Genomic DNA, 18,303 nt, shown 5'->3' on the forward strand with positions numbered 1-18,303 from the left:
CCACAGGCTGCCGCTTAATCCGAAGCCGCAAGTTTTTCGAGCATCCTGCCCGTATTGCCCTATCTCATGTTATCATCAGTGCCCCGGGAGATATCGCATTGGCATCGGGAAGACGAAAAGATACGGCTCTCCTGGCGGCCCGCGCCGGCCGCTACCGCGAATATGCACCGCCACCGACGCTGCGACACCATTTCAGCCGCCTCTGGTCGCACGCGCTCCATGACGGGCCGCTGGCGATGGTGGCGATCGTGCCGGACGGCTATTGCGATCTCCTCTGGATCGACGGCCGGCTGGTCGTCGCCGGCCCCGACAGGGCGGCGGCCTTTCCCGTCATCCAGCCGGGTGCGACAGTGATCGGCGCACGTTTTGCGCCTGGCGCCGCAGCACCCTGGCTGGAGACGCCGCTCTCGGCACTGGTCGGCTGCTCGGTGCCCCTCGCTGACTTCGGCCGGAAGGACACTGCCGAATTCGAGGCGCGGCTTGCGGATTGCCCCGACCCCTCAGCCGCCACGGCGCTGTTTGGCCGCCTGCTCGAAGAGGCCGCGCGCGATGAGGAAGAGCCCGCCCGAGAGGCTGCCGTGATCTTCGCCGCCGCCGACAGCCGTCGCCCGGCACCCGGCCTGCTCGACAGGCTCGGCATGAGCGAAAGGCAGCTGCGCCGCCGCTGCCACCACCATTTCGGCTATGGCGCAAAGACGCTGGAACGGATCCGCCGGTTCCAGCGTTTCCTCGACCTCTGCCGCAGGTCGGACACGATGCCGCTTGCCCGCCTTGCGCTCGAAGCGGGCTTTGCCGATCAGCCCCACATGACGCGCGAGGTCGGCGAGCTCTCGACGCTGACGCCCGCGGTCATTCTTGACCAGCTCAGCATGCGGCAAAGAGCCGACTGACCGTTTTGTTCAAGACGCTGCCGGCCGGTCTGTTATTCTGACGAAACCATGACAGGGACCTGCAGCCGATGACGACAATGCCCGCGAAAATCATCCACCTGTCGATCGGGCGCGACTGGCGCGACGTCTATGACTTCGCCGGCAAACCGGAGAACATGCCGCTCTGGGCTTCCGGCCTTGCGACCGGCCTCGAACCGCACGGCGCCGACTGGATCGCCCACGGCGCTCTTGGCAGCGTCAAGGTGAGCTTCGTACCTACCAATGAATTCGGCGTGATCGATCATACAGTGACGATCGAATCCGGCCTCAGGGTCTATAATGCCCTGCGCATCGTGCCGAACGGCGATGGCTGCGAGGTCATGTTCACGCTGCTGCGTCTGCCCGGCATGACCGACGCGCAGTTTTCCGCCGATGCCGCCCATGTCGAGAAGGATCTTGCCATGCTGAAAGCCCTGATGGAGAGATAGATGGCCGAGAAGACAGAAAACCACGATCGCCGTATCGATTATGTCGAATTCAACGTCGCCGACATCGCCGCCGCCAAAGCCTTTTACGGCTCGGCCTTCGGCTGGCGCTTCACCGATTACGGCCCCAATTATTGCGAATTCGACGATGGCCGGCTGAAGGGCGGCTTTACCGATTTCGGACCGGTGCGTCCGGGCGGCGGCCCGCTGGTCGTCGTCTATGCCAGAGACCTGGAAGAAGTGCTGACCTCAGTCGAAAGAGCCGGCGGCACGATCTGTCGGCCGATCACCGATTTTCCCGGCGGCCGTCGCTTCCACTTCCTCGACCGCGACGGTTACGAGCTCGCCGTCTGGGCGGCCGCTTAGCCAGACGACCCAAGGCAGCCGAGTTGGTCAGGCTGCCTAAGGCTGCCGACCGGGATCAGGCAGCCTGCGACAGCCGATCGAGATCTTCCATGACGAGCAGGGCGCCGATCACCGTACCGCCCGCATCGCGCAGCGGCGACATGCGACAGCGCACCTGCCGCGATCCGCCGCTGTCGGCCGAGCGCTCATAGGAATAGTCGATCTGTTCGCCGGCAAAACAGGCGTCGAGCTTATGCTTGGCGCATTCGGCAAACCGCTCCTCGCCGATGAATTCGGAAAGGTGGCGGCCGATAAGCTCCATCGGCTTCCTGTTGAGATGGGCGCTGTTGGCTGGATTGGAATAGAGGTAGCGATAGTCCCTGGTCAGCACCGCCACGCGATCCGGCAGGCTTTCGAGGATCACCGCGTTGAGGAACTGGCCATTGTCGGTATCAGGCACATAGGCCGGCGGCGGCTCGATGCGCACATCCTGCGGCGAAGGCACGCGCCAGTCCGGCCCATGCGCCCCGAAATAGCGGTCGAGCAGGTAGGAAAGCACCGACGTGTGCTCCGTGACGCTGGCGCTGTCGTCGGCATCCTGGCTGATCAGATGGCTCACAAACTGCAGTTGCATGTAAACTTCGAGCAGATTGACTGCCCGGCAGGCGAGGATTGCCTCGACCAGCGGCTCGACATGGCGGTCGAGCGCCGTGACGCGCTGGTCGTCGCCCAAGCGTATGGCTTCCTCGATTTGCACGCAACGCAAGGAAAAAGCTCGAAAAAGCTCCAGCAAGACGCCTCCACTCCCATTGTCCCAAGAGACGAGTCCGAAACCTCACATGGCTGCATTTCCCAAAAAATGCGCCTTCCGGTAGACATTATTCGCGTCTTGGTGGTGACGGATAACATGAAGTGCCCTCAGTTTCAATCCGAGAGCACCTGCCGCTTTTCACCGCTGATAAATGAGGGTGGACGTTTTTGGAGCATGATGCCGAAAGTGTGAGCGGTTTTCGGCATCATGCCGGCCTGAAATCATCCTGTTCTAAGGCGCGAGCGTCTGCTTGATCTGCCAGCGGTCGTGATACCAGAGCCACTGTTCCGGATATTCCCGCACCCAACTTTCCACCTTGTCGTTGAGCAACTGGGCGGCGGCCGGCAGGTCGAGATTACCCGCGGCGTCGCGTGGCATATCCAGCCGCGGCTCGATTTCCAGCCGGTAGCGATTTCCGGGCAGACGGATGCAGCGCGCCGGATAAACCTCGCAGTCGAACTGCCGCACCAGCTTCGGCACCAGAGGATTGGTCTTGACCTCGCGTCCGAAGAAGGTGCCCTTCAGCCCCTTGCGGAATTTCTGATCGACGAGCACGCCCACGCCTTGTCCTGCTTCGAGCTGACGGGCGAGCGCGAAGGAGGAGCCGGCATGCGAGGGCACCAGCTTGCCCATGCGGGCGCTCCGGAAGTCGAACACCTTCTTGGCGACATAAGGATTATTCGGCGGCCGGAAGAGCACGGTGACGGTGAGCCCGAAGGCGGCACCCGCCACCGGCAGCAGCTCGAAATTGGCGGTATGGCCGGTAAAGACGATGAAGGGGCGCGGATTGTCGCGCAGGTCGAGGAAGATCGGGACGCCCGACACCTCCACCCTGCCCGGCTCCGACTTTTCGGGATCATAGTCGAACAGTTGGTCGAGGAAGACGTATTCGGCCGCAAGCCGGCCCATATTACCCCAGCTGGCGAGCGCGATCTCCTCGATCTCGGCCTCGCTCTTCTCAGGGAAGGCATTGCGCAGATTGGTCAGCATCAGTCTGTGGCGGCTGGTCAGCCGGCCGAGGCGGCGCATCATCCTGTCGGCGAAGCGGATCGCGCCATCGGCCGGAAACAGCTTCAGGAAATTCAGGAAGCCGAACATCACCTGCGCCACCAGCCATTGCTGGAAATTCCTGAGCGCTAGAACGATCCGGGTGATGAACAGTTTCACGCGGTCAATCCATCTTCAGGATGATCTTGCCGAAGATCTGGCGCGATTCCATCCGCTCCAGCGCCCGGTCGATATCGCTGAAGCTGACCTCGGTATCGATGACCGGATGGACGAGCCCGCGGCCCATCTTCTGCATCGCATCCGCCATGTTCTCCATACGACAGCCGAAGGAGCCGAAGAGCTTCAGCTGCTGCTGGAACAGCATCATCAGGTTCATCTCTGTGGAAACACCCGAGGTCGAGCCGCAGGTGACGAGGCGCCCGCCGCGCTTCATGCAGAGCATCGAGCCCGCCCAGGTGTCCTTGCCGACATGTTCGAAGACGACGTCGACGCCCTTCTTCTTGGTGAGCTTGCGCACCACGCCCTCGAAACGGTCGGTGCGGTAGTTGATGACGTGATCGGCGCCGAGCGCCTTAGCTTTCTCGATCTTGTCGTCCGAACCAACCGTGGTGATGACGGTGCAGCCGATCTTCTTGGCAAGCTGGATCGCCGCCGTGCCGATGCCGGAGCCGCCGGCATGGACGAGGATCGTTTCACCCGGCTCGAGCTTGGCATTGTCGAACAGCATGTGCTCGACGGTGCCGAAAGTGACCGGAGCAAGCGCCGCGCCAATCGCATCGACGCCGGGAGGGGCGGGCACCAGCAGGCGCGCCGGCAGGTTGACCTTTTCCTGCGCGAAGCCATCGAGATGGAAGCCGTGCACGCCGGAGACATGTTCGCAGAGATTATCGCGGCCTTCGCGACAGGGGCGGCAGAGACCGCAGGTGCGCGCGCCGTAGATCGCCACCAGCTGGCCGGGCAGCACGTTCGCCACGCCCGGTCCGATCGCTTCGACGACGCCGGAAGCTTCCGCGCCGATGACGAGCGGCATCTTGCGCTTGGCGAACGCCATGCCGCGCCAGCCCCAGACGTCGATATGGTTGAGCGCCACCGCCTTGACGCGCAGCGTCACCTCGCCGGCACCTGGGGCATCCGGTTCCGGCAGATCGGTGATCTCAAGCTTGCGGTCGTCGATCAGTTGCAAAGCGCGCATGGCAAAATCCCTCGCCTGGAAGGCGTTTTTCTTGTCTTGAAATTGTCGGGAACCGCTTAAGCCGGTTCGAGCGCCATGACAAGGCTGGCATTCTGCCCGCCGAAGCCGAAGGAGTTGGAAAGCACGGCTGAAACCTGTGCTTCCCGCTTCTTGTTCGGCACGACATCGAGAACGATCGACGGATCGGGGTTGTTGTAGTTGATGGTCGGCGGCAGCGTTCCGGTCAACATCGTCTGCAGCGAGAACACCGCCTCGACCGCGCCCGCCGCCGTCAGCGTGTGGCCGATCATCGACTTGTTCGACGAAACCGGAATGCCGACGATCCGATCGCCGAAGACGGCCGACATCGCCCCATATTCCATCTTGTCGTTCTCAGGCGTCGAAGTGCCGTGCGCATTGATGTAGCCGATGCCGCTCTCGTCGATACCGGCATCAGCAAGCGCCGCGCGGATCGTCGCGATCGCCGGGCCACCATCGGGCGAAGACCGGGTGCGGTGGAAGCTGTCGGCCTTGTCGCCGGCGCCCTTCATGATGCCGAGCACCTTGGCGCCGCGGGCAACTGCTGATTCCAGCGATTCCAGCACCAGGGTCGCCGCGCCCTCGGCGATGACGAAGCCGTCACGATCCTTGCTGAATGGCTTGGAAGCCTTGGTCGGCGGATCGTTCTGCGTCGAAAGAGCTGATAGCAGCGAGAAGCGGATCAGAGCTTCGGCACTTAGCGATCCGTCGGTCGCGACGGTCAGCGCGCGATCGGTGCGGCCCTGGCGGATCGCCTCGATGCCGAGCTGGATCGCCGTGACGCCGGAGGCGCAGGCGGTCGACAGCGTGACGGGCAGGCCGCGCGTGCCGAACCGGTCGGCAAGGCGCTCGGAAATCGCGCCGAACAGCGCCGCTTCATGGAAGGCCGGGTCCGGACGCTGGCGCAGCGCCGTCAGGAAGCGCTCGTAGGCGTCACCCGGATGGTCGGAGGCCGGCGAACGGTCGGCAAGTTCGAAGCGCGCGCTCCATTCCGGCTCGATCGGCGGAGCGGCGAGGAATAGCGGGCCATTGAAATCGCCGGACAGGCCGGCATCGGCGAGCGCCTCGATCGTCGTTTCGCGGGCAAAGGCATAGGAGCGCTCGACGGCGTTCGGCACCGGAATGCCGATGAAATCGACGGTGCCGGCGATCCGCGTCGACAGGCCCTCGGTCGGGAAGCGGTTGATTTCGTGGATGCCCGACGTGCCTGACGAAAGCGCTGCCCAGTTGTCGCTGAGGCCCTGGCCGAGCGAGGTGATGATGCCCATGCCGGTAACAGCCACGATCGGACGGCCGAGGTGATCTTTATAAGCGGAAGCTGTCATTTCTCTCACTCCTCACGCATCTGCGGAAAGAACGGCAACGCCCTCGCCGCGCTGGTGTCCGACCGTGGTCACAACGGCGGCGGTGGCGCCTGCCCGCATCGGCGCCTCATGGGCGGCATCGAAGGGCGGAACCTTGGCCTTGCCGTCGACGGCAAGGGCTGCGAGCGCCAGACCCAGCGTGAACTGCGTCTCGATCGTATGGCCGGTAACGCCGCCGAAGCCACGGATCGCAACGTCGGGCAATTGATGTTCGAGCACCGCCCGCTCGCGGGCGGCCAGATCGTGCATGCCGGTTGATCCGGAAAAGATCGCCGTGCTTTCAGCGGCAAGCCCGGCTGCCGGCCCCAGAAGCCGCTCCAGCCGAACCTCGAGATTGCCGGAATTGCGGTTGCCGCGGTCGCCCTCGACCGCGTCGATGACGGCATAGATATGAGCGCCGCGGGCTTCGGCATGCTTGCGCGATTCCAGCACCAGGAAAGCGCCTGCCGAACCGGTGATCATGCCGCCGCCATCGCTCGGCTTGCGCGACCAGAGCGGCACCCAGTCGCCGCGCGCATGGGCGCCGATCGCTTCGGTGAGCAGGATCATGTCAGGCCGCTCGGCCGCGAAGGCGCCGCCAACAAGCGCATGCGAGGATTCGCCTGATTTGATGCGGTAAAAGGCTGTCTCGACGGCAGAAATGCCGGCCGCTTCCTCGCCCATGAAAGTGCGAGACGAGCCGGTGACCTTGTGCACGATCGAGATATTGCCGGCGAGCAGGTTGGAAAGCTGGGCGAGGAACAGCGTCGGCCTCAGCTCCGTCGTCAGCTTCTCGTTGAGCAGCAGCTCGCGGTCATTGCGCTTCAGCGCTTCGTCGACGATCAGTGTGTCGACATTGATGTCGCGCTCGCCGCCGCCGGCCGCCACGATCATGTCCATCGTACCGCAAGCCTCGATATCGTCCTTGAAGCCGGCATCGTCGAGCGCAAGGCCGGCGGCGAAGACGCCGATGCGCTGCCAGTTCTCCATCTGGCGCTGGTCGCCGCGTTTGGCGATCTGCTGCGACCAGTCAATCTCGGGCAGCGGATGCACCGGATAGGGCTTGAACTTTTCGGTCTCGACGATCGCTTTCGGCGCGCTGGCGGCCGAAAGCAGCGCGATATGCGCATCCTTGCCGACGCCTTGACAGGTGACGATGCCGATGCCCGAGATGACGACGTCGTTTGCAGCCTTGCTCATCCAATCACTCCCTGCGCCGCGATCGCTTCGAGAAGCCCGATCTCGCCGGCACGTTTCTTCACGATATCGCCGAGCGGCACCTCGGAAAACGGCATGGTGCGCAATTTCAGCTGCGCATCGCAGACCTTCTTGCCGCCGCTGGTGATCTTAGCCTTGGTGACCGCGAAACCCGAACCGTCATGCTCGAGCACCGCCTCGATGTCGAGCACGGCTTCCGGTTCGACGAAGGTGCGCATCTTGGCGCCGTCGACCGTCATCAGGAAGGGCATGGCGGCAAAATTGGTGACGGCAAGCACCAGCATGCCGGAGGCCTGCGCCATGGTCTCGATCAGGAGCACGCCGGGAACGAGCGGCATGCCGGGAAAATGACCCTCGAAGACGGGGCTCTTGGCCGGCACGACGGATCGCGCCTTAAGCGTGCCCTTCTTCAGGTCCACCGCTTCGACGCGGTCAATCATCTGGAAATATTCCAGCAGCATTCGGATCCTCCGGCCCGACAGGCCAGATCCGCCCGCCGGTGACGCCCAAAGCGCGCAGCATGGAACCTGCTTAGCACTTTAGGTCTTTGTTTTTATGCATGCCGTCGTCCCAAAACCGCTGCACACTTTTGGGCGGCATGCACTAGTTAGGAACGAATCCGCCCGGCCGCCATATTCAGGGCGGCAGGGCGTTCAAAAAAGACGGTTATGTCGCTCAGGCCTTGGCTGCTTTGAGCTCGTCGATCTTGGCGCAGAGGTTCTTCAGCACGAAATATTCTTCGGTGGAAACCTTGCCTTCGTTGACTTCCTGCGTCCACTTTTCGAGCGGGATCTTGATGCCGAATTCCTTGTCGATCGCAAACACGATGTCGAGGAAATCAAGGCTGTCGATACCGAGGTCGTCGATCGTATGGCTCTCCGGCGTGATCGTCGCGCGGTCGATCTCGCTGGTCTCTGCAATAATGTCGGCAACTTTATCGAATGTAGCGGTCACGCGCTGTACCTCATGAAATGACGATTTAAACCCCCTCATAGGCAAATCCATTTCAAAAGCCAATGCTTTCGTCCCGGCACAATGGCAATTTGCCGATCGGGTGTTGCTTAAACAGCAATGGAATGCCGGCCTTTGCGGTCATCCGAACAGGCGTCGAGGCGGAAGGCGAGACCTCTGTGGAAGGCCCGCCGCGCCGGCAGATCGGAGAAGCCGTCCGAATCAAATCCGTGGATGGCCCTCGCACCGGGCAAGCGCGGCTCCTGACAAAACCCACGGGCGGGCATGCTTTGATCTAGATCAAACAGCGATCCCGGCAAAATTGATAATCCTCAAGCGGCGCTGGGGCATGCTGGCCATGCCGGACGCGCCAGTCGTGCCAGCCATACGAGGATTTCAAAAGGGATCAGGACATGGATGTTGCCCGCAGTGAGCTTTTCGAGACCGGCACTCCCGTCGCTTGCGCTTCCTGCCAGGCGCGGCACGGCGTCGTCTGCGGCGCCCTGTCGAGCGGTCAATTGAGAGAACTCAACCGCCACTCTCTGCGCCGCAAGATCGAGGCCGGCTGCGAGATCATCGCCCAAGGGTCGGAAAGCTCTTTCTATTCGAACATCATGCGCGGGGTGGTGAAGCTCTGCAAGGTGATGCAGGACGGGCGCCAGCAGATCGTCGGCCTGCAATTCGCCCCCGATTTCGTCGGCAGACCCTTCATCCGTGAAAGCTCGCTGTCGGCTGAGGCTGCGACCGATGCCGAAATCTGCGTCTTTCCCCGCAACCTGCTCGACCGAATGATATCCGAGACGCCGGAGCTGCAGCGCAGCCTGCACGATCAGGCGCTAAAGGAGCTGGACGCCGCGCGCGAATGGATGCTGACCCTCGGCCGGCGCACCGCAGGCGAGAAAGTCGCAAGCCTGCTTTACCTGATCGCTACACACGCCGAACCGCAGACCGCCACGAGCACCGCTTTCGACCTGCCGCTGTCCCGCGCCGAGATCGCCGATTTTCTCGGGATGACGATCGAAACCGTCAGCCGCCAGATGACCAGGCTGCGCAAGAGCGGCGTCATTCGCATCGAGAACTTCCGACATATCATCGTGCCCGACATGGATGAGCTGGAGCGGATGATCAGCGCATAGAACGGGATCATCTCCCGACATCGGGGTCAGGCGCTGATCCGGGATCAGCGCGTAATGACCACGCGGGTATTGGCAAGCCCGGCCTGCCGCGCCAGCGAGAAGAACTCGGCTGCATTGTTGGGATGCAGGCGCACGCAACCATGCGAGGCCGGCGTGCCCAGGCGCTTCAGGTCGAAAGTGGCGTGAACGGCGTAACCGCCGTTGAAGAACACCGCAAACGGCATCGGCGCATTGTCGTATTTGCGTGAGCGATGATCGCGCGACAGCCACTTGGCGCTCCACGAACCCGTCGGCGTGACATAGCCGTTGCGCGCGGTCGAAACCTTCCAGCGATACTTGACGAAGCCGTTCTCGGAAACGGTCATCATCTGCTTGCCGATGCTGATATTGGCGACCAGCGTCGCTGCCTGAGCGGCAACGGGAGAAAACTGCAGCAATAAACTTGCGGCCGCAGCCGCCAAAATCGTCTTCATCATAACCCCTCTTCGAACTCGCGCAGCTTAATTGCGCCCTCACGAAAGAGAGACTACGGCAATACTTATTATATTGCTTTAATCCGAATGGTAATCACAATTTTAACGAGCCAAGCGGGAGCTGGCGCCGGAAGATAGCGGCACCTGCCTCACTGGAGTTTGCGCGCCGCCGAAGGCTTCTTGAGCCCTTGGTAGGCCTTGTTCATCTTCTCGCGGATCGAGGCCATCGTGCCGAGATTATGCCCGCAGGCCGCACAAGTGATGATGTCGGTCTCACGGATCTCGGGCCGCTCGAACTTCATCTTGGTGCTCTTGCACTTCGGGCACGGTAATTCAACCTGAACTGTCATCGCTCTGCTTCCGGTCTGATGGAGATATGAGGCGGTCGGAATAAACGTTTAGGCCTGGCCTGTCCACTGGGGGCATGCACGCAACGATCCTACAGAAAACACAAAAACAGCCCGAAGGTGATGCCGGCGAGTACCATGCAACTGGCGTAGAATACCGATACGCCGTCCTCGATGTCGCCCGAGGTCGCCACGTCGCGGCCGGTGTCGTTGATCATCGGTTCGCGCACGATGACGCCGCCATAGATGCGCGGCCCGGCGAGCTGGACGTTCAGCGCGCCCGCCATGGCCGCCTCCGGCCGGCCGGAATTCGGCGAGCGGTGCAAGGCCCCGTCGCGCATCGCCACGCGGATCGCCTCACGGCCGGCGCTTGTTCCCCGCCGGATCCAGGCGCCGGCGGCAATCAGCAGGATGGAGAGGCGCGCGGCCGGCCAGTTGGCGACATCGTCGAGTCGGGCGGCAGCCCAGCCGAAGTCGATGTATTTTTCCGACTTATGGCCGATCATCGAATCCGCCGTGTTCAGCATCTTGTAGGCGAAGAGCCCCGGCAGGCCGAAGACGGCATACCAGAGCGCCGGCGCGACGACGCCGTCGGAGAAATTCTCGGCGAGGCTTTCGATCGCCGCGCGGCAGACGGCCGGCTCGTCCAGCGTCTCGGGATCGCGCCCGACGATGCGGGAGACGGCGGCCCGCCCGCCGGTAAGCCCCTCGTCGCGCAGCGCGACGGCGACGTCCGCGACATGATCGGCAAGGCTTTTCTGCGCCAGGAAGATCGCCACCAGCCCGGTCTCTAGCAAGATGCCGACAGGGCCGAACAGCGCGAAGAACCGGTTGAACACGAAGCCTGCGGCTACCGTCAAAAGAAGCAGCGCCAGGATGGCGGCGATACCGTTCATTCGGCGTTGCGAGCCCGTGAGGCTTGCTGGGTTGAGCTGCCGGTCGGCATAGGAGATCGCCGCGCCGAAGACGACGACGGGATGCGGCATCCGCGACCACAGCCATTGCGGATCGCCGGCGATCCGGTCGAGCAGCAGCGCCAGAAGCAGTACGAGAAGGTTTTCGTCGATCGTCATCGCTCAAATCTCTGAAGGGCTTCGCCAAGCCGCCTGTCTGCCGCCGGATCGGGCGTCAGCCCGAAACGCAGCCAATTCGGCGCATAGCCGAATTTGCGGACGAGAATATGATGGCGGCAGAGATGCATGTAAATGTCGCCGGCTCTCGCATCGGCGACAAGGGTGAAGAGTGCCGTTCCTCCAGCCATCCGCAACCCCGCGCCCTTCAGCACGGCATGCAGGCCGGTGCAACGTTCGTTGATGCGGCTGCGGATAGCAGAAACGTCCGATCGCAGCAGCGAACCTGCAATCGAAAGGGCCGGTCCGGAGACCGCCCAAGGTCCGAGCCAGTTTTCGAAACGCGCGAGAATATCGCCGCGCGCAATCGCGAAACCGAGCCGGAGGCCGGCAAGTCCAAAGAACTTGCCAAAGGAGCGGAAGATGATGAGGTTGGAAAGCTGCGGCGCACGGGATGCAAGGCTGAGCGCTGGATCGGTATCACCGAAGGCTTCATCGACGACGAGAAGCCCGCCTGCTGCCTTCATCCTGTCGTGCAGGGCAATCAGTGTTTCGGTCGGCCATGCCAGTCCGTCAGGATTGTTCGGATTGACGACGACAGCCAGCCTATGCTCGATCCCGATCGCGGCAACATTATCGACCGCGTCGACGGTAAAACCGGCCGAGGTGAAGGCGCGCGCATACTCGCCATAGGTTGGCGTTACCACGGCAACCCTGTTGTCCGTCACGGCGATCCTATCGTCCGTCACGGCGATCCTATCGTCCGTCACGGCAACCCCGTTGTCCGTCACATCGACTCGCTCGGCCGTGACGCCAACCAGCCTACCCGCCTCGACCAGACGTGGCAGAAGCTGGATCACCGATTGTGTGCCAGGCACTGGTAGCGGCAGAATCTTGCCGCTGCCGTAGTGGTCGCGCGCCGCGCGCCTTGCCTCATCGACGAGGTGCCTGTCCGGCAGGCGGTGCCAGGCTCGCGCCGGAATGTCAGGCAGCGCGACGGGGCACGGATTGATGCCTGTGGAAAGATCGAGCCAGTCTTCCGGCCTGCCGCCGAAGGCGGCGGCAGCGGCGGTGATGCCGCCGCCGTGGACAATCGGTGCACTCATGCCGCGGCTCCGGCAAGATCGATCAGATGCATGTAGGAGCCTGCCACTTGGTCGCGCCTGAGACCGGCGGCACCGAGATCGGTTCCGAGCGCATCCTGCACTTGAAAAAGCCGCTTGCCCTCGCCTTCCGAGACGACGCTGGAATAGTGGAATTCATGGGCCGTCATCATCCGCGCGAAGAAGGCGCCGTCGAGCGGCACAACACGGCGATAGCCGAGATGGCGCTTGCGCTCCGCATAACTGGTGACGACGGGCAGCAGGCCAAGCATTTCGTGGCGCTGCCCCTCCGCGTCGATCAACCCGTCGCCAAGCACCATGTAGCCGCCACATTCGCCATAGATCCGGATGTCGCGCGCTGCCGCATCGAGCATGCCAGCGCGGAAATTCTGCGCCTCTGCAAGCCGTCCGGCATGCAGCTCGGGATAACCGCCGGGCAGATAGATCGCATCGGCATCCAAAGCCGGCGCCTCGTCGGCGAGCGGCGAGAAAAAGGAGATCGCAGCACCCCGGCGGCGCCAGCCGAGCAGCATATGCTCGTAGAAAAAGGCAAAGGCAACATCGCGCGCCACGGCGATGCGTGCGCCCAGCGGCGGCAACCGGTCAATATTGGCGGCCGATGGCCGGTTGAGCCCCTGCTTTGCAATGCGCAGCAGGAACTCGAAATTGCATTCCTCGGAGACAGCATCCGCAGCATGGTCGATGAAGGCGTCGAGTGTGGCATGTTCGCCGGCCTGGACCAGCCCGAGATGGCGCTCCGGCAGCGAAAGCCCTTTGTCGCTGCCGATGACGGCGATGACAGGCATGCGGATAGCTTCGAGCGCCTGCCGCAGCATCGCCTCGTGCCGGTCGCTGCCGACCTTGTTGAGGATGACGCCTGCAACGCGGACATCGGCACGGAAACCGGCAAAACCAGTAACCAGCGCCGCCACCGACTGCGACATGCGCGAGGCGTCGACGACCAACACTACCGACAGCCCAAGCTGGGCCGCCAGATCGGCCGCCGTCCCCCTTCCGTCAGCCGCCCCGTCGAAAAGCCCCATCATCGCCTCGATGACGAGGATGCGGTCGCCGGAACGGTGAAGCGCGGCATTGGCCGAGATCAGCTCCGGGCGCATCGCCCAGGGATCGAAATTCAGGCAGAGCGTGCCGCTCGCTGCCGCATGAAAGGCGGGATCGATATAGTCGGGGCCAGCTTTGCCGGGCGCGACCGCGATGCCGCGCCGGCGAAGCGCTCGGAGCAGCCCGAGCGTTACCGTCGTCTTGCCGGCGCCGGAAGAAGGGGCTGCGATCAGGAGGCCGCTCATGCTCGCACCTTGCCGGACCGGCGAAACGGATCGGGCTGCAGCCGCCGTCCAGCGAGTGCGCCGAGCCAGTCGAGCGAGGCCCTCAGCCGCACCACCTCGCCGACGACGACCACCGCCGGCGGCTCCAGCCCGGAGACAGCCACGGCCTCGGTCGCCGCTCCGAGCGTCGTTTCCAGCACCTGCTGCCGGCCAGTGGCCGCATTGCAGACGAAGGCGACGGGTTCCGACGCCAGCCGGCCGGCCGCCATCAGCCGCGTGCTGATCTCGGCGATATGCTTCATCGCCATGTACATGACGATGACGGGCGAGCCCCGGCCGATCGCCTCCCAGTTGATCCTGTCGGGCACGATGCCGGACGAATCATGGCCGGTGAGGAAGGTCACGGCATGGTTGATGTCGCGATGCGTCACCGGAATGCCGGCATAGGCGAGCCCACCGATGCCAGCGGTGATGCCGGGCACGATGCGGAAGGGGATGTTGTGCTCAACCAGCGTCAACGCCTCCTCGCCGCCGCGTCCGAAAACGAAGGGATCGCCACCCTTCAGCCGCAGCACCCGCTTGCCGGCGCGCGCCAGCTCCACCAGCCGCAGCGAGATGTCGCGCTGTTTCACCGAAGGCTTGCCGCCGCGTTTGCCGGCATATTCCACCAGCGTTTCCGGCCGCGCCAGCGCCAGGCATTCCTCGTTGACCAGCGCGTCGTGGACGATGACGTCGGCCTCGGAAAGCCCCTTGGCGGCAAGCAGCGTCAAAAGGCCGGGATCGCCGGGACCGGCGCCGACGAGCCAGACGCTGCCCGGCTCCAGCGCCGGAAGATGGGAGAATGCGGCATCGATCATCCTGCTGATCTAGGCCCCGCAAAGGGCAAGGTCAACGCCGCGCCCATCACCTCACTTGAAGTTGCTAAGACGACCATGACTCACTTTGCGAAGAGGCGGATTCGAATTCTCGAAAAACCGGCACAACAATATGAATATATTATCATATATCGAAAGCCGGCGCGATGCGCCGGCTCTCCCATCCCTCAGGCTGCGAGCAGCGTGTTGCGGATGAGGTCGAGGACCTTCTCCGATTCAATACCGGTGCAGACGACCTGGCTCGGCAGGCCATCCCAAGCGCCGTCAGGCGGAAAACGCCGGGCGTCCGGCCTGACGATCGTCTGACCGTCGGCGATGCCGCCGCAGACGACGCGCACCGCACCCGATATCGACGAGAACAGCTCCGGCACCACGACATAGACACAGGCGCAGCTGTCATGCACCATCATGCCGTCTTCAACCGCGTGCTTGTAGAAATCGATGTAGGACTGCGACAGTGCGTCGAGCTGCTTGATCGCCTTGTCACCCCTAGCCGCCATCTCGCCGAGATAGCTGCGGCTCATCGTGGTGATCGCGGTGACGTCGAGGCCGATGACGGCGACCTTCCAGGGCGCGGTCATGACGATGTCGGCAGCCTCAGGATCACCGTGGATATTGGCCTCGGCGACCGGCGAGACATTGCCCGGCACATAGAAATTGCCGCCCATGATGACGACGTCCTTGGCCAGCGTCGCAATCTCGGGATCTTCCTTCAGCGCCAGCGCCAGGTTGGTCATTCGGCCAACGGCGACGAGTCGCACTTCGCCTGGATGGGCGCGCACCGTGTCAATGATAAAGCGATGCGCCGGGCGCGGATCGAGCGGCAGGTCGATCGTCTCGGGCACGTCGATATCACCGAGGCCGTTCTCGCCATGCACCATGGCCGGCCATGGCCGCTCCGCGCGCGAGGAATCGATGGTGACGCTGGCGCCTTTGGAAACGGGTGCCGGAATATTCCATTCGCGCTTGAGGAAGAGCGCATTGCGCGTTGTCGTCTCGACCGAGGCGTTGCCGAAAACCGTGGTGATGCCGAGAAGGTCGATTTCGGGATGACGATGCAGGAAGAGAAGCGCCATGGCGTCGTCGACGCCAGGGTCAGTGTCATAGATGACCTTGTGCATGAGATATCCTCTAGATGTGAACCGTGAAGCAGCCGGACGGCGCCGCGAATTGGCGCCACCATAACGTCCACTAGGCTTTCTGCAACCCGCTACGGGCAACTGCCGCCGTCGCATGTGCAGATTTGATCTTGGCGACAGCAAGCTCGGCATCCGGCCCCGCAGCCGCCAGCGCAGCTGCCTCGGAGACCCCATGGCAGCCGACGCGGGCAAAGACGATCGCGGAGGGATTCGCGAGCCGCGGCGTCTCCTCCTCCAGCCGCAGCGCGCCGAAAAACACGGCAGGCACGGAAAAATGCGCGGCAACGGCAAGGATCGCCGGCTCCAGTCTTCGGCTGTCGATCGAGGCAATGGCTGTGAGTTCCGCCGCGCCGATAGCGGCTACGTCAAGCGCCTCGATCGCAAGCGCCAGCACCTCGGCAGGCGGCGTCCCGCGCTCGCAGCCGAGGCCGAGCACGTGGCGCCTCGCCGTATCGAAAGAGATATCGCTCATGGAAACCGTCAAATACGCCCTGCCCATGTCTTTGCAGCCATTGCAGCTTGGGGCGGCAAATGCAACAAGGCCGTCCGAAATCCCTGCCCGGAATACCACCTTGCCCGATATCGCCTTCCATCTGCTTCTGCTGCTCTGCGCAGCGGCTTTCTTTGCCGGGTTCGTCGATTCCATTGCCGGCGGCGGCGGTCTCATCACCGTCCCCGTCATGCTGATCGCGGGCATTCCGCCGCTCCAGACCCTCGGCACCAACAAGGTGCAGTCCCTCTTCGGCGCGGCCTCGGCCACGATCGCCTATACCCGCAAGGGCCATGTGCAGCTTGCGGAACAATTGCCGATGGCGCTGATGGCTGTCATGGGCGGTTCACTCGGCGCCGCACTCGCCACGGTCGTTCCAGGCCAGGTGCTGCAGGCCATCATGCCGGTGCTCCTGGTGACGATCGCCATCTTCTTCGCCGTCAAGCCGAACCTCAACGACCTCGACACCCACCGCCGCATGACCCCCTTTATCTTCGGTCTGACGCTGGTGCCTGTCATCGGCTTCTATGACGGCGTCTTCGGCCCCGGCACGGGCTCCTTCTTCATGCTGGCCTTCGTCACGCTCGCCGGCTTCGGCATGCTGAAGGCGACGGCCCACACCAAGCTTCTCAATCTCGGCTCGAATTTCGGCGCGCTGATCGTCTTCGCAAGCTTCGGCGCGATACTCTGGAAGATCGGCCTATTAATGGGTGCTTGCCAGTTCCTCGGCGCACAGCTGGGCTCGCGGCTGGCCATGCGCATCGGCGCAAAGCTCATCAAGCCGCTGCTCGTGATCGTCTGCGTCGCCCTTGCGGTAAAGCTGCTCGCCGACCCGGTAAATCCGCTGCGTGTCTGGCTCGGCGTCTGACACGACCCCTCGACCATCTTCCATTACCTCTGGCGTAATTGATAAGGTGCATCGCCTTCCCGCATGATCGGACTGCCAGGAACTGATGGGCGATCAAAAGGAGATGACCCGATGAACGACGCAAACACCAACGCAGAGCGCTATCTCGCCATCTGGAATGAGACGGATGCCGCTCGCCGTCGCGCTCTCATCGCCGAGAGCTGGAGCAAAGCCGCGACCTATATCGACCCACTGATGCGCGGCGAAGGCCATGAGCAGATCAATTCACTGGTCGAGGCGGTGCAAAGCCGCTTCCCCGGCTTCCGCTTCGCCCTCATCGGGGCGGCCGACGGCTACGGCGACAACCTACGCTTCTCCTGGGGCCTCGGCCCGGAAAACGGCGATGCGCTAATCAAGGGCACGGATTTCGCCGAGCTCGAAGGCGGCAAGCTGAAATCTGTCCGCGGTTTCATAGATTTGCTGCCGGAAGCCGCCTGATGACGCCGACCGCCCGCTCCCTTGGAGACCATCTGCGTGAATGGCGCCAGCGCCGCCGCATGAGCCAGCTCGACCTCGCGCTGGAGGCGGAGATCTCGCAGCGGCATCTGAGCTTCATCGAGAGCGGGCGCTCGACACCGAGCCGCGACATGCTGCTGCATCTTGCCGAACGGCTCGACGTGCCCCTTCGCGATCGGAACCCGCTGCTGCTCGCGGCGGGTTTCGCTCCTGTTTTTGCCGAACGCGCGCTCGACGATCCCGCATTGGAACCGGCCCGTCGCGCCATCGACATGGTGCTGAAAGGGCACGAGCCCTTCCCAGCAATCGCTGTCGACCGCCATTGGACACTCATCGCGGCCAATGCGGCCATCGCTCCGCTGCTCTCAGCCGTTGCCGACCAGTCTCTGCTCACACCACCCGTCAACGTACTGCGCCTCAGCCTGCATCCACAAGGATTGGCGCCCCATATCAAAAACCTTTCCGAGTGGCGCGCCCACCTTATCGGCAGGCTGCGCCAACAGTTCTCGGCTTCGGGCGATCCAATGTTGGACAAGCTTTTGAAGGAGTTGCTGTCCTATCCAGCGCCTAAAACTACTGGCGAGGTCCATACCGACTATGCCGGCATCGCCGTTCCCCTTCAGCTTTTGACCAAGGCCGGTTTGCTTTCCCTGATCTCGACAACGACTGTCTTCGGCACGCCCGTCGAAATCACTTTGTCGGAACTCGCGGTCGAGTCCTTCTTCCCGGCGGATGAGGAAACGGCTGCCATCCTGCGCAGCCTCGCGCTCAACTGACCGCG

At 63.2% G+C, this 18,303-nt stretch carries 22 protein-coding genes; 7 read left to right on the forward strand and 15 right to left on the reverse strand.

Translation table 11 applies throughout. The annotated features are described in order from the left end of the window. Nucleotides 1–98 precede the first annotated feature (98 nt). From J3P73_RS14325 to J3P73_RS14335, 3 genes are all read left to right on the forward strand, one after another. Complete coding sequence (locus J3P73_RS14325; protein WP_024322084.1) at nt 99–890, forward strand: helix-turn-helix domain-containing protein; 792 nt, start codon at nt 99–101, stop codon at nt 888–890. 68 nt (nt 891–958) lie between these two features. Further along, nucleotides 959–1,357 carry a polyketide cyclase gene (locus J3P73_RS14330; protein WP_024322085.1) on the forward strand — a complete coding sequence of 133 codons (399 nt, stop codon included), beginning with the start codon at nt 959–961 and terminating at the stop codon, nt 1,355–1,357. Further along, nucleotides 1,358–1,720 carry a VOC family protein gene (locus J3P73_RS14335; protein ID WP_018074611.1) on the forward strand — a complete coding sequence of 121 codons (363 nt, stop codon included), beginning with the start codon at nt 1,358–1,360 and terminating at the stop codon, nt 1,718–1,720. A gap of 55 nt (nt 1,721–1,775) precedes the next feature. Here J3P73_RS14335 and J3P73_RS14340 read toward each other — a convergent pair whose 3' ends face one another. The 7 genes from J3P73_RS14340 to J3P73_RS14370 all read right to left on the reverse strand — a co-directional run bounded on the left by J3P73_RS14340 (nt 1,776) and on the right by J3P73_RS14370 (nt 8,243). Then, nucleotides 1,776–2,492, reverse strand: coding sequence for a PAS domain-containing protein (locus tag J3P73_RS14340; protein ID WP_024322086.1), 717 nt, complete (start codon nt 2,490–2,492; stop codon nt 1,776–1,778). A 249-nt stretch (nt 2,493–2,741) separates the two neighbouring features. Then, nucleotides 2,742–3,677 (reverse strand): lipid A biosynthesis lauroyl acyltransferase, encoded by a 936-nt coding sequence (locus tag J3P73_RS14345; RefSeq protein ID WP_130697732.1) that lies wholly within the window; start codon nt 3,675–3,677, stop codon nt 2,742–2,744. 4 nt (nt 3,678–3,681) lie between these two features. Then, nucleotides 3,682–4,710, reverse strand: coding sequence for a zinc-binding dehydrogenase (locus J3P73_RS14350; protein WP_018074608.1), 1,029 nt, complete (start codon nt 4,708–4,710; stop codon nt 3,682–3,684). A gap of 56 nt (nt 4,711–4,766) precedes the next feature. Then, on the reverse strand, nt 4,767–6,053 hold the full coding sequence (locus tag J3P73_RS14355; protein ID WP_018074607.1) for a beta-ketoacyl-ACP synthase: 1,287 nt from the start codon (nt 6,051–6,053) through the stop codon (nt 4,767–4,769). Between the two features lie 12 nt (nt 6,054–6,065). Beyond that, the gene (locus tag J3P73_RS14360; protein WP_130691952.1) at nt 6,066–7,271 is read right to left on the reverse strand and encodes a beta-ketoacyl-ACP synthase; all 1,206 of its coding nucleotides are present in this window, start codon (nt 7,269–7,271) and stop codon (nt 6,066–6,068) included. Next, the gene (locus J3P73_RS14365; protein WP_003540474.1) at nt 7,268–7,750 is read right to left on the reverse strand and encodes a 3-hydroxyacyl-ACP dehydratase FabZ family protein; all 483 of its coding nucleotides are present in this window, start codon (nt 7,748–7,750) and stop codon (nt 7,268–7,270) included. Before J3P73_RS14365 ends, J3P73_RS14360 begins: the two co-directional genes overlap by 4 nt. 214 nt (nt 7,751–7,964) lie before the next feature. Beyond that, nucleotides 7,965–8,243 carry an acyl carrier protein gene (locus J3P73_RS14370; protein ID WP_003540486.1) on the reverse strand — a complete coding sequence of 93 codons (279 nt, stop codon included), beginning with the start codon at nt 8,241–8,243 and terminating at the stop codon, nt 7,965–7,967. Between the two features lie 410 nt (nt 8,244–8,653). On the opposite strand from J3P73_RS14370, the gene J3P73_RS14375 reads away from it, so the two are divergent. Then, the gene (locus J3P73_RS14375) at nt 8,654–9,376 is read left to right on the forward strand and encodes a Crp/Fnr family transcriptional regulator (protein WP_024322088.1); all 723 of its coding nucleotides are present in this window, start codon (nt 8,654–8,656) and stop codon (nt 9,374–9,376) included. A gap of 44 nt (nt 9,377–9,420) precedes the next feature. Here the strand turns inward: J3P73_RS14375 and J3P73_RS14380 are convergent, their stop codons facing one another. The 8 genes from J3P73_RS14380 to J3P73_RS14415 form a co-directional block, all read right to left on the reverse strand. Then, nucleotides 9,421–9,852, reverse strand: coding sequence for a L,D-transpeptidase (locus J3P73_RS14380; RefSeq protein WP_018074604.1), 432 nt, complete (start codon nt 9,850–9,852; stop codon nt 9,421–9,423). Nucleotides 9,853–9,998: 146 nt separating this feature from the next. Beyond that, nucleotides 9,999–10,199 carry an ECs_2282 family putative zinc-binding protein gene (locus J3P73_RS14385; protein ID WP_018074603.1) on the reverse strand — a complete coding sequence of 67 codons (201 nt, stop codon included), beginning with the start codon at nt 10,197–10,199 and terminating at the stop codon, nt 9,999–10,001. A gap of 89 nt (nt 10,200–10,288) precedes the next feature. Then, on the reverse strand, nt 10,289–11,269 hold the full coding sequence (gene cbiB / locus J3P73_RS14390; protein WP_130691954.1) for an adenosylcobinamide-phosphate synthase CbiB: 981 nt from the start codon (nt 11,267–11,269) through the stop codon (nt 10,289–10,291). After that, complete coding sequence (locus J3P73_RS14395; RefSeq protein WP_130691956.1) at nt 11,266–12,372, reverse strand: threonine-phosphate decarboxylase; 1,107 nt, start codon at nt 12,370–12,372, stop codon at nt 11,266–11,268. The genes cbiB and J3P73_RS14395 overlap by 4 nt, the downstream gene beginning before the upstream one ends. Continuing rightward, nucleotides 12,369–13,676 (reverse strand): cobyrinic acid a,c-diamide synthase CobB, encoded by a 1,308-nt coding sequence (locus J3P73_RS14400; protein ID WP_130691958.1) that lies wholly within the window; start codon nt 13,674–13,676, stop codon nt 12,369–12,371. The genes J3P73_RS14395 and J3P73_RS14400 overlap by 4 nt, the downstream gene beginning before the upstream one ends. Continuing rightward, the gene (gene cobA, locus J3P73_RS14405) at nt 13,673–14,512 is read right to left on the reverse strand and encodes a uroporphyrinogen-III C-methyltransferase (RefSeq protein ID WP_130691960.1); all 840 of its coding nucleotides are present in this window, start codon (nt 14,510–14,512) and stop codon (nt 13,673–13,675) included. The genes J3P73_RS14400 and cobA overlap by 4 nt, the downstream gene beginning before the upstream one ends. Before the next feature lie 185 nt (nt 14,513–14,697). Then, on the reverse strand, nt 14,698–15,651 hold the full coding sequence (locus tag J3P73_RS14410) for a nucleoside hydrolase (protein ID WP_130691962.1): 954 nt from the start codon (nt 15,649–15,651) through the stop codon (nt 14,698–14,700). 70 nt (nt 15,652–15,721) lie between these two features. Then, nucleotides 15,722–16,141, reverse strand: a complete 420-nt coding sequence (locus J3P73_RS14415; protein WP_026171077.1) for a cobalamin biosynthesis protein — start codon at nt 16,139–16,141, stop codon at nt 15,722–15,724. Between the two features lie 100 nt (nt 16,142–16,241). On the opposite strand from J3P73_RS14415, the gene J3P73_RS14420 reads away from it, so the two are divergent. From J3P73_RS14420 to J3P73_RS14430, 3 genes are all read left to right on the forward strand, one after another. Continuing rightward, entirely contained in the window at nt 16,242–17,027 is a 786-nt protein-coding gene (locus J3P73_RS14420) for a TSUP family transporter (RefSeq protein ID WP_130693089.1), read from the forward strand. A gap of 63 nt (nt 17,028–17,090) precedes the next feature. After that, entirely contained in the window at nt 17,091–17,504 is a 414-nt protein-coding gene (locus tag J3P73_RS14425) for a nuclear transport factor 2 family protein (protein ID WP_017988609.1), read from the forward strand. Continuing rightward, entirely contained in the window at nt 17,504–18,298 is a 795-nt protein-coding gene (locus tag J3P73_RS14430) for a helix-turn-helix domain-containing protein (protein WP_130691964.1), read from the forward strand. The genes J3P73_RS14425 and J3P73_RS14430 overlap by 1 nt, the downstream gene beginning before the upstream one ends. Nucleotides 18,299–18,303: the final 5 nt, after the last annotated feature.

The organism is Rhizobium ruizarguesonis, assembly GCF_017357285.1.
Taxonomy (GTDB): Bacteria; Pseudomonadota; Alphaproteobacteria; order Rhizobiales; family Rhizobiaceae; genus Rhizobium; species Rhizobium ruizarguesonis.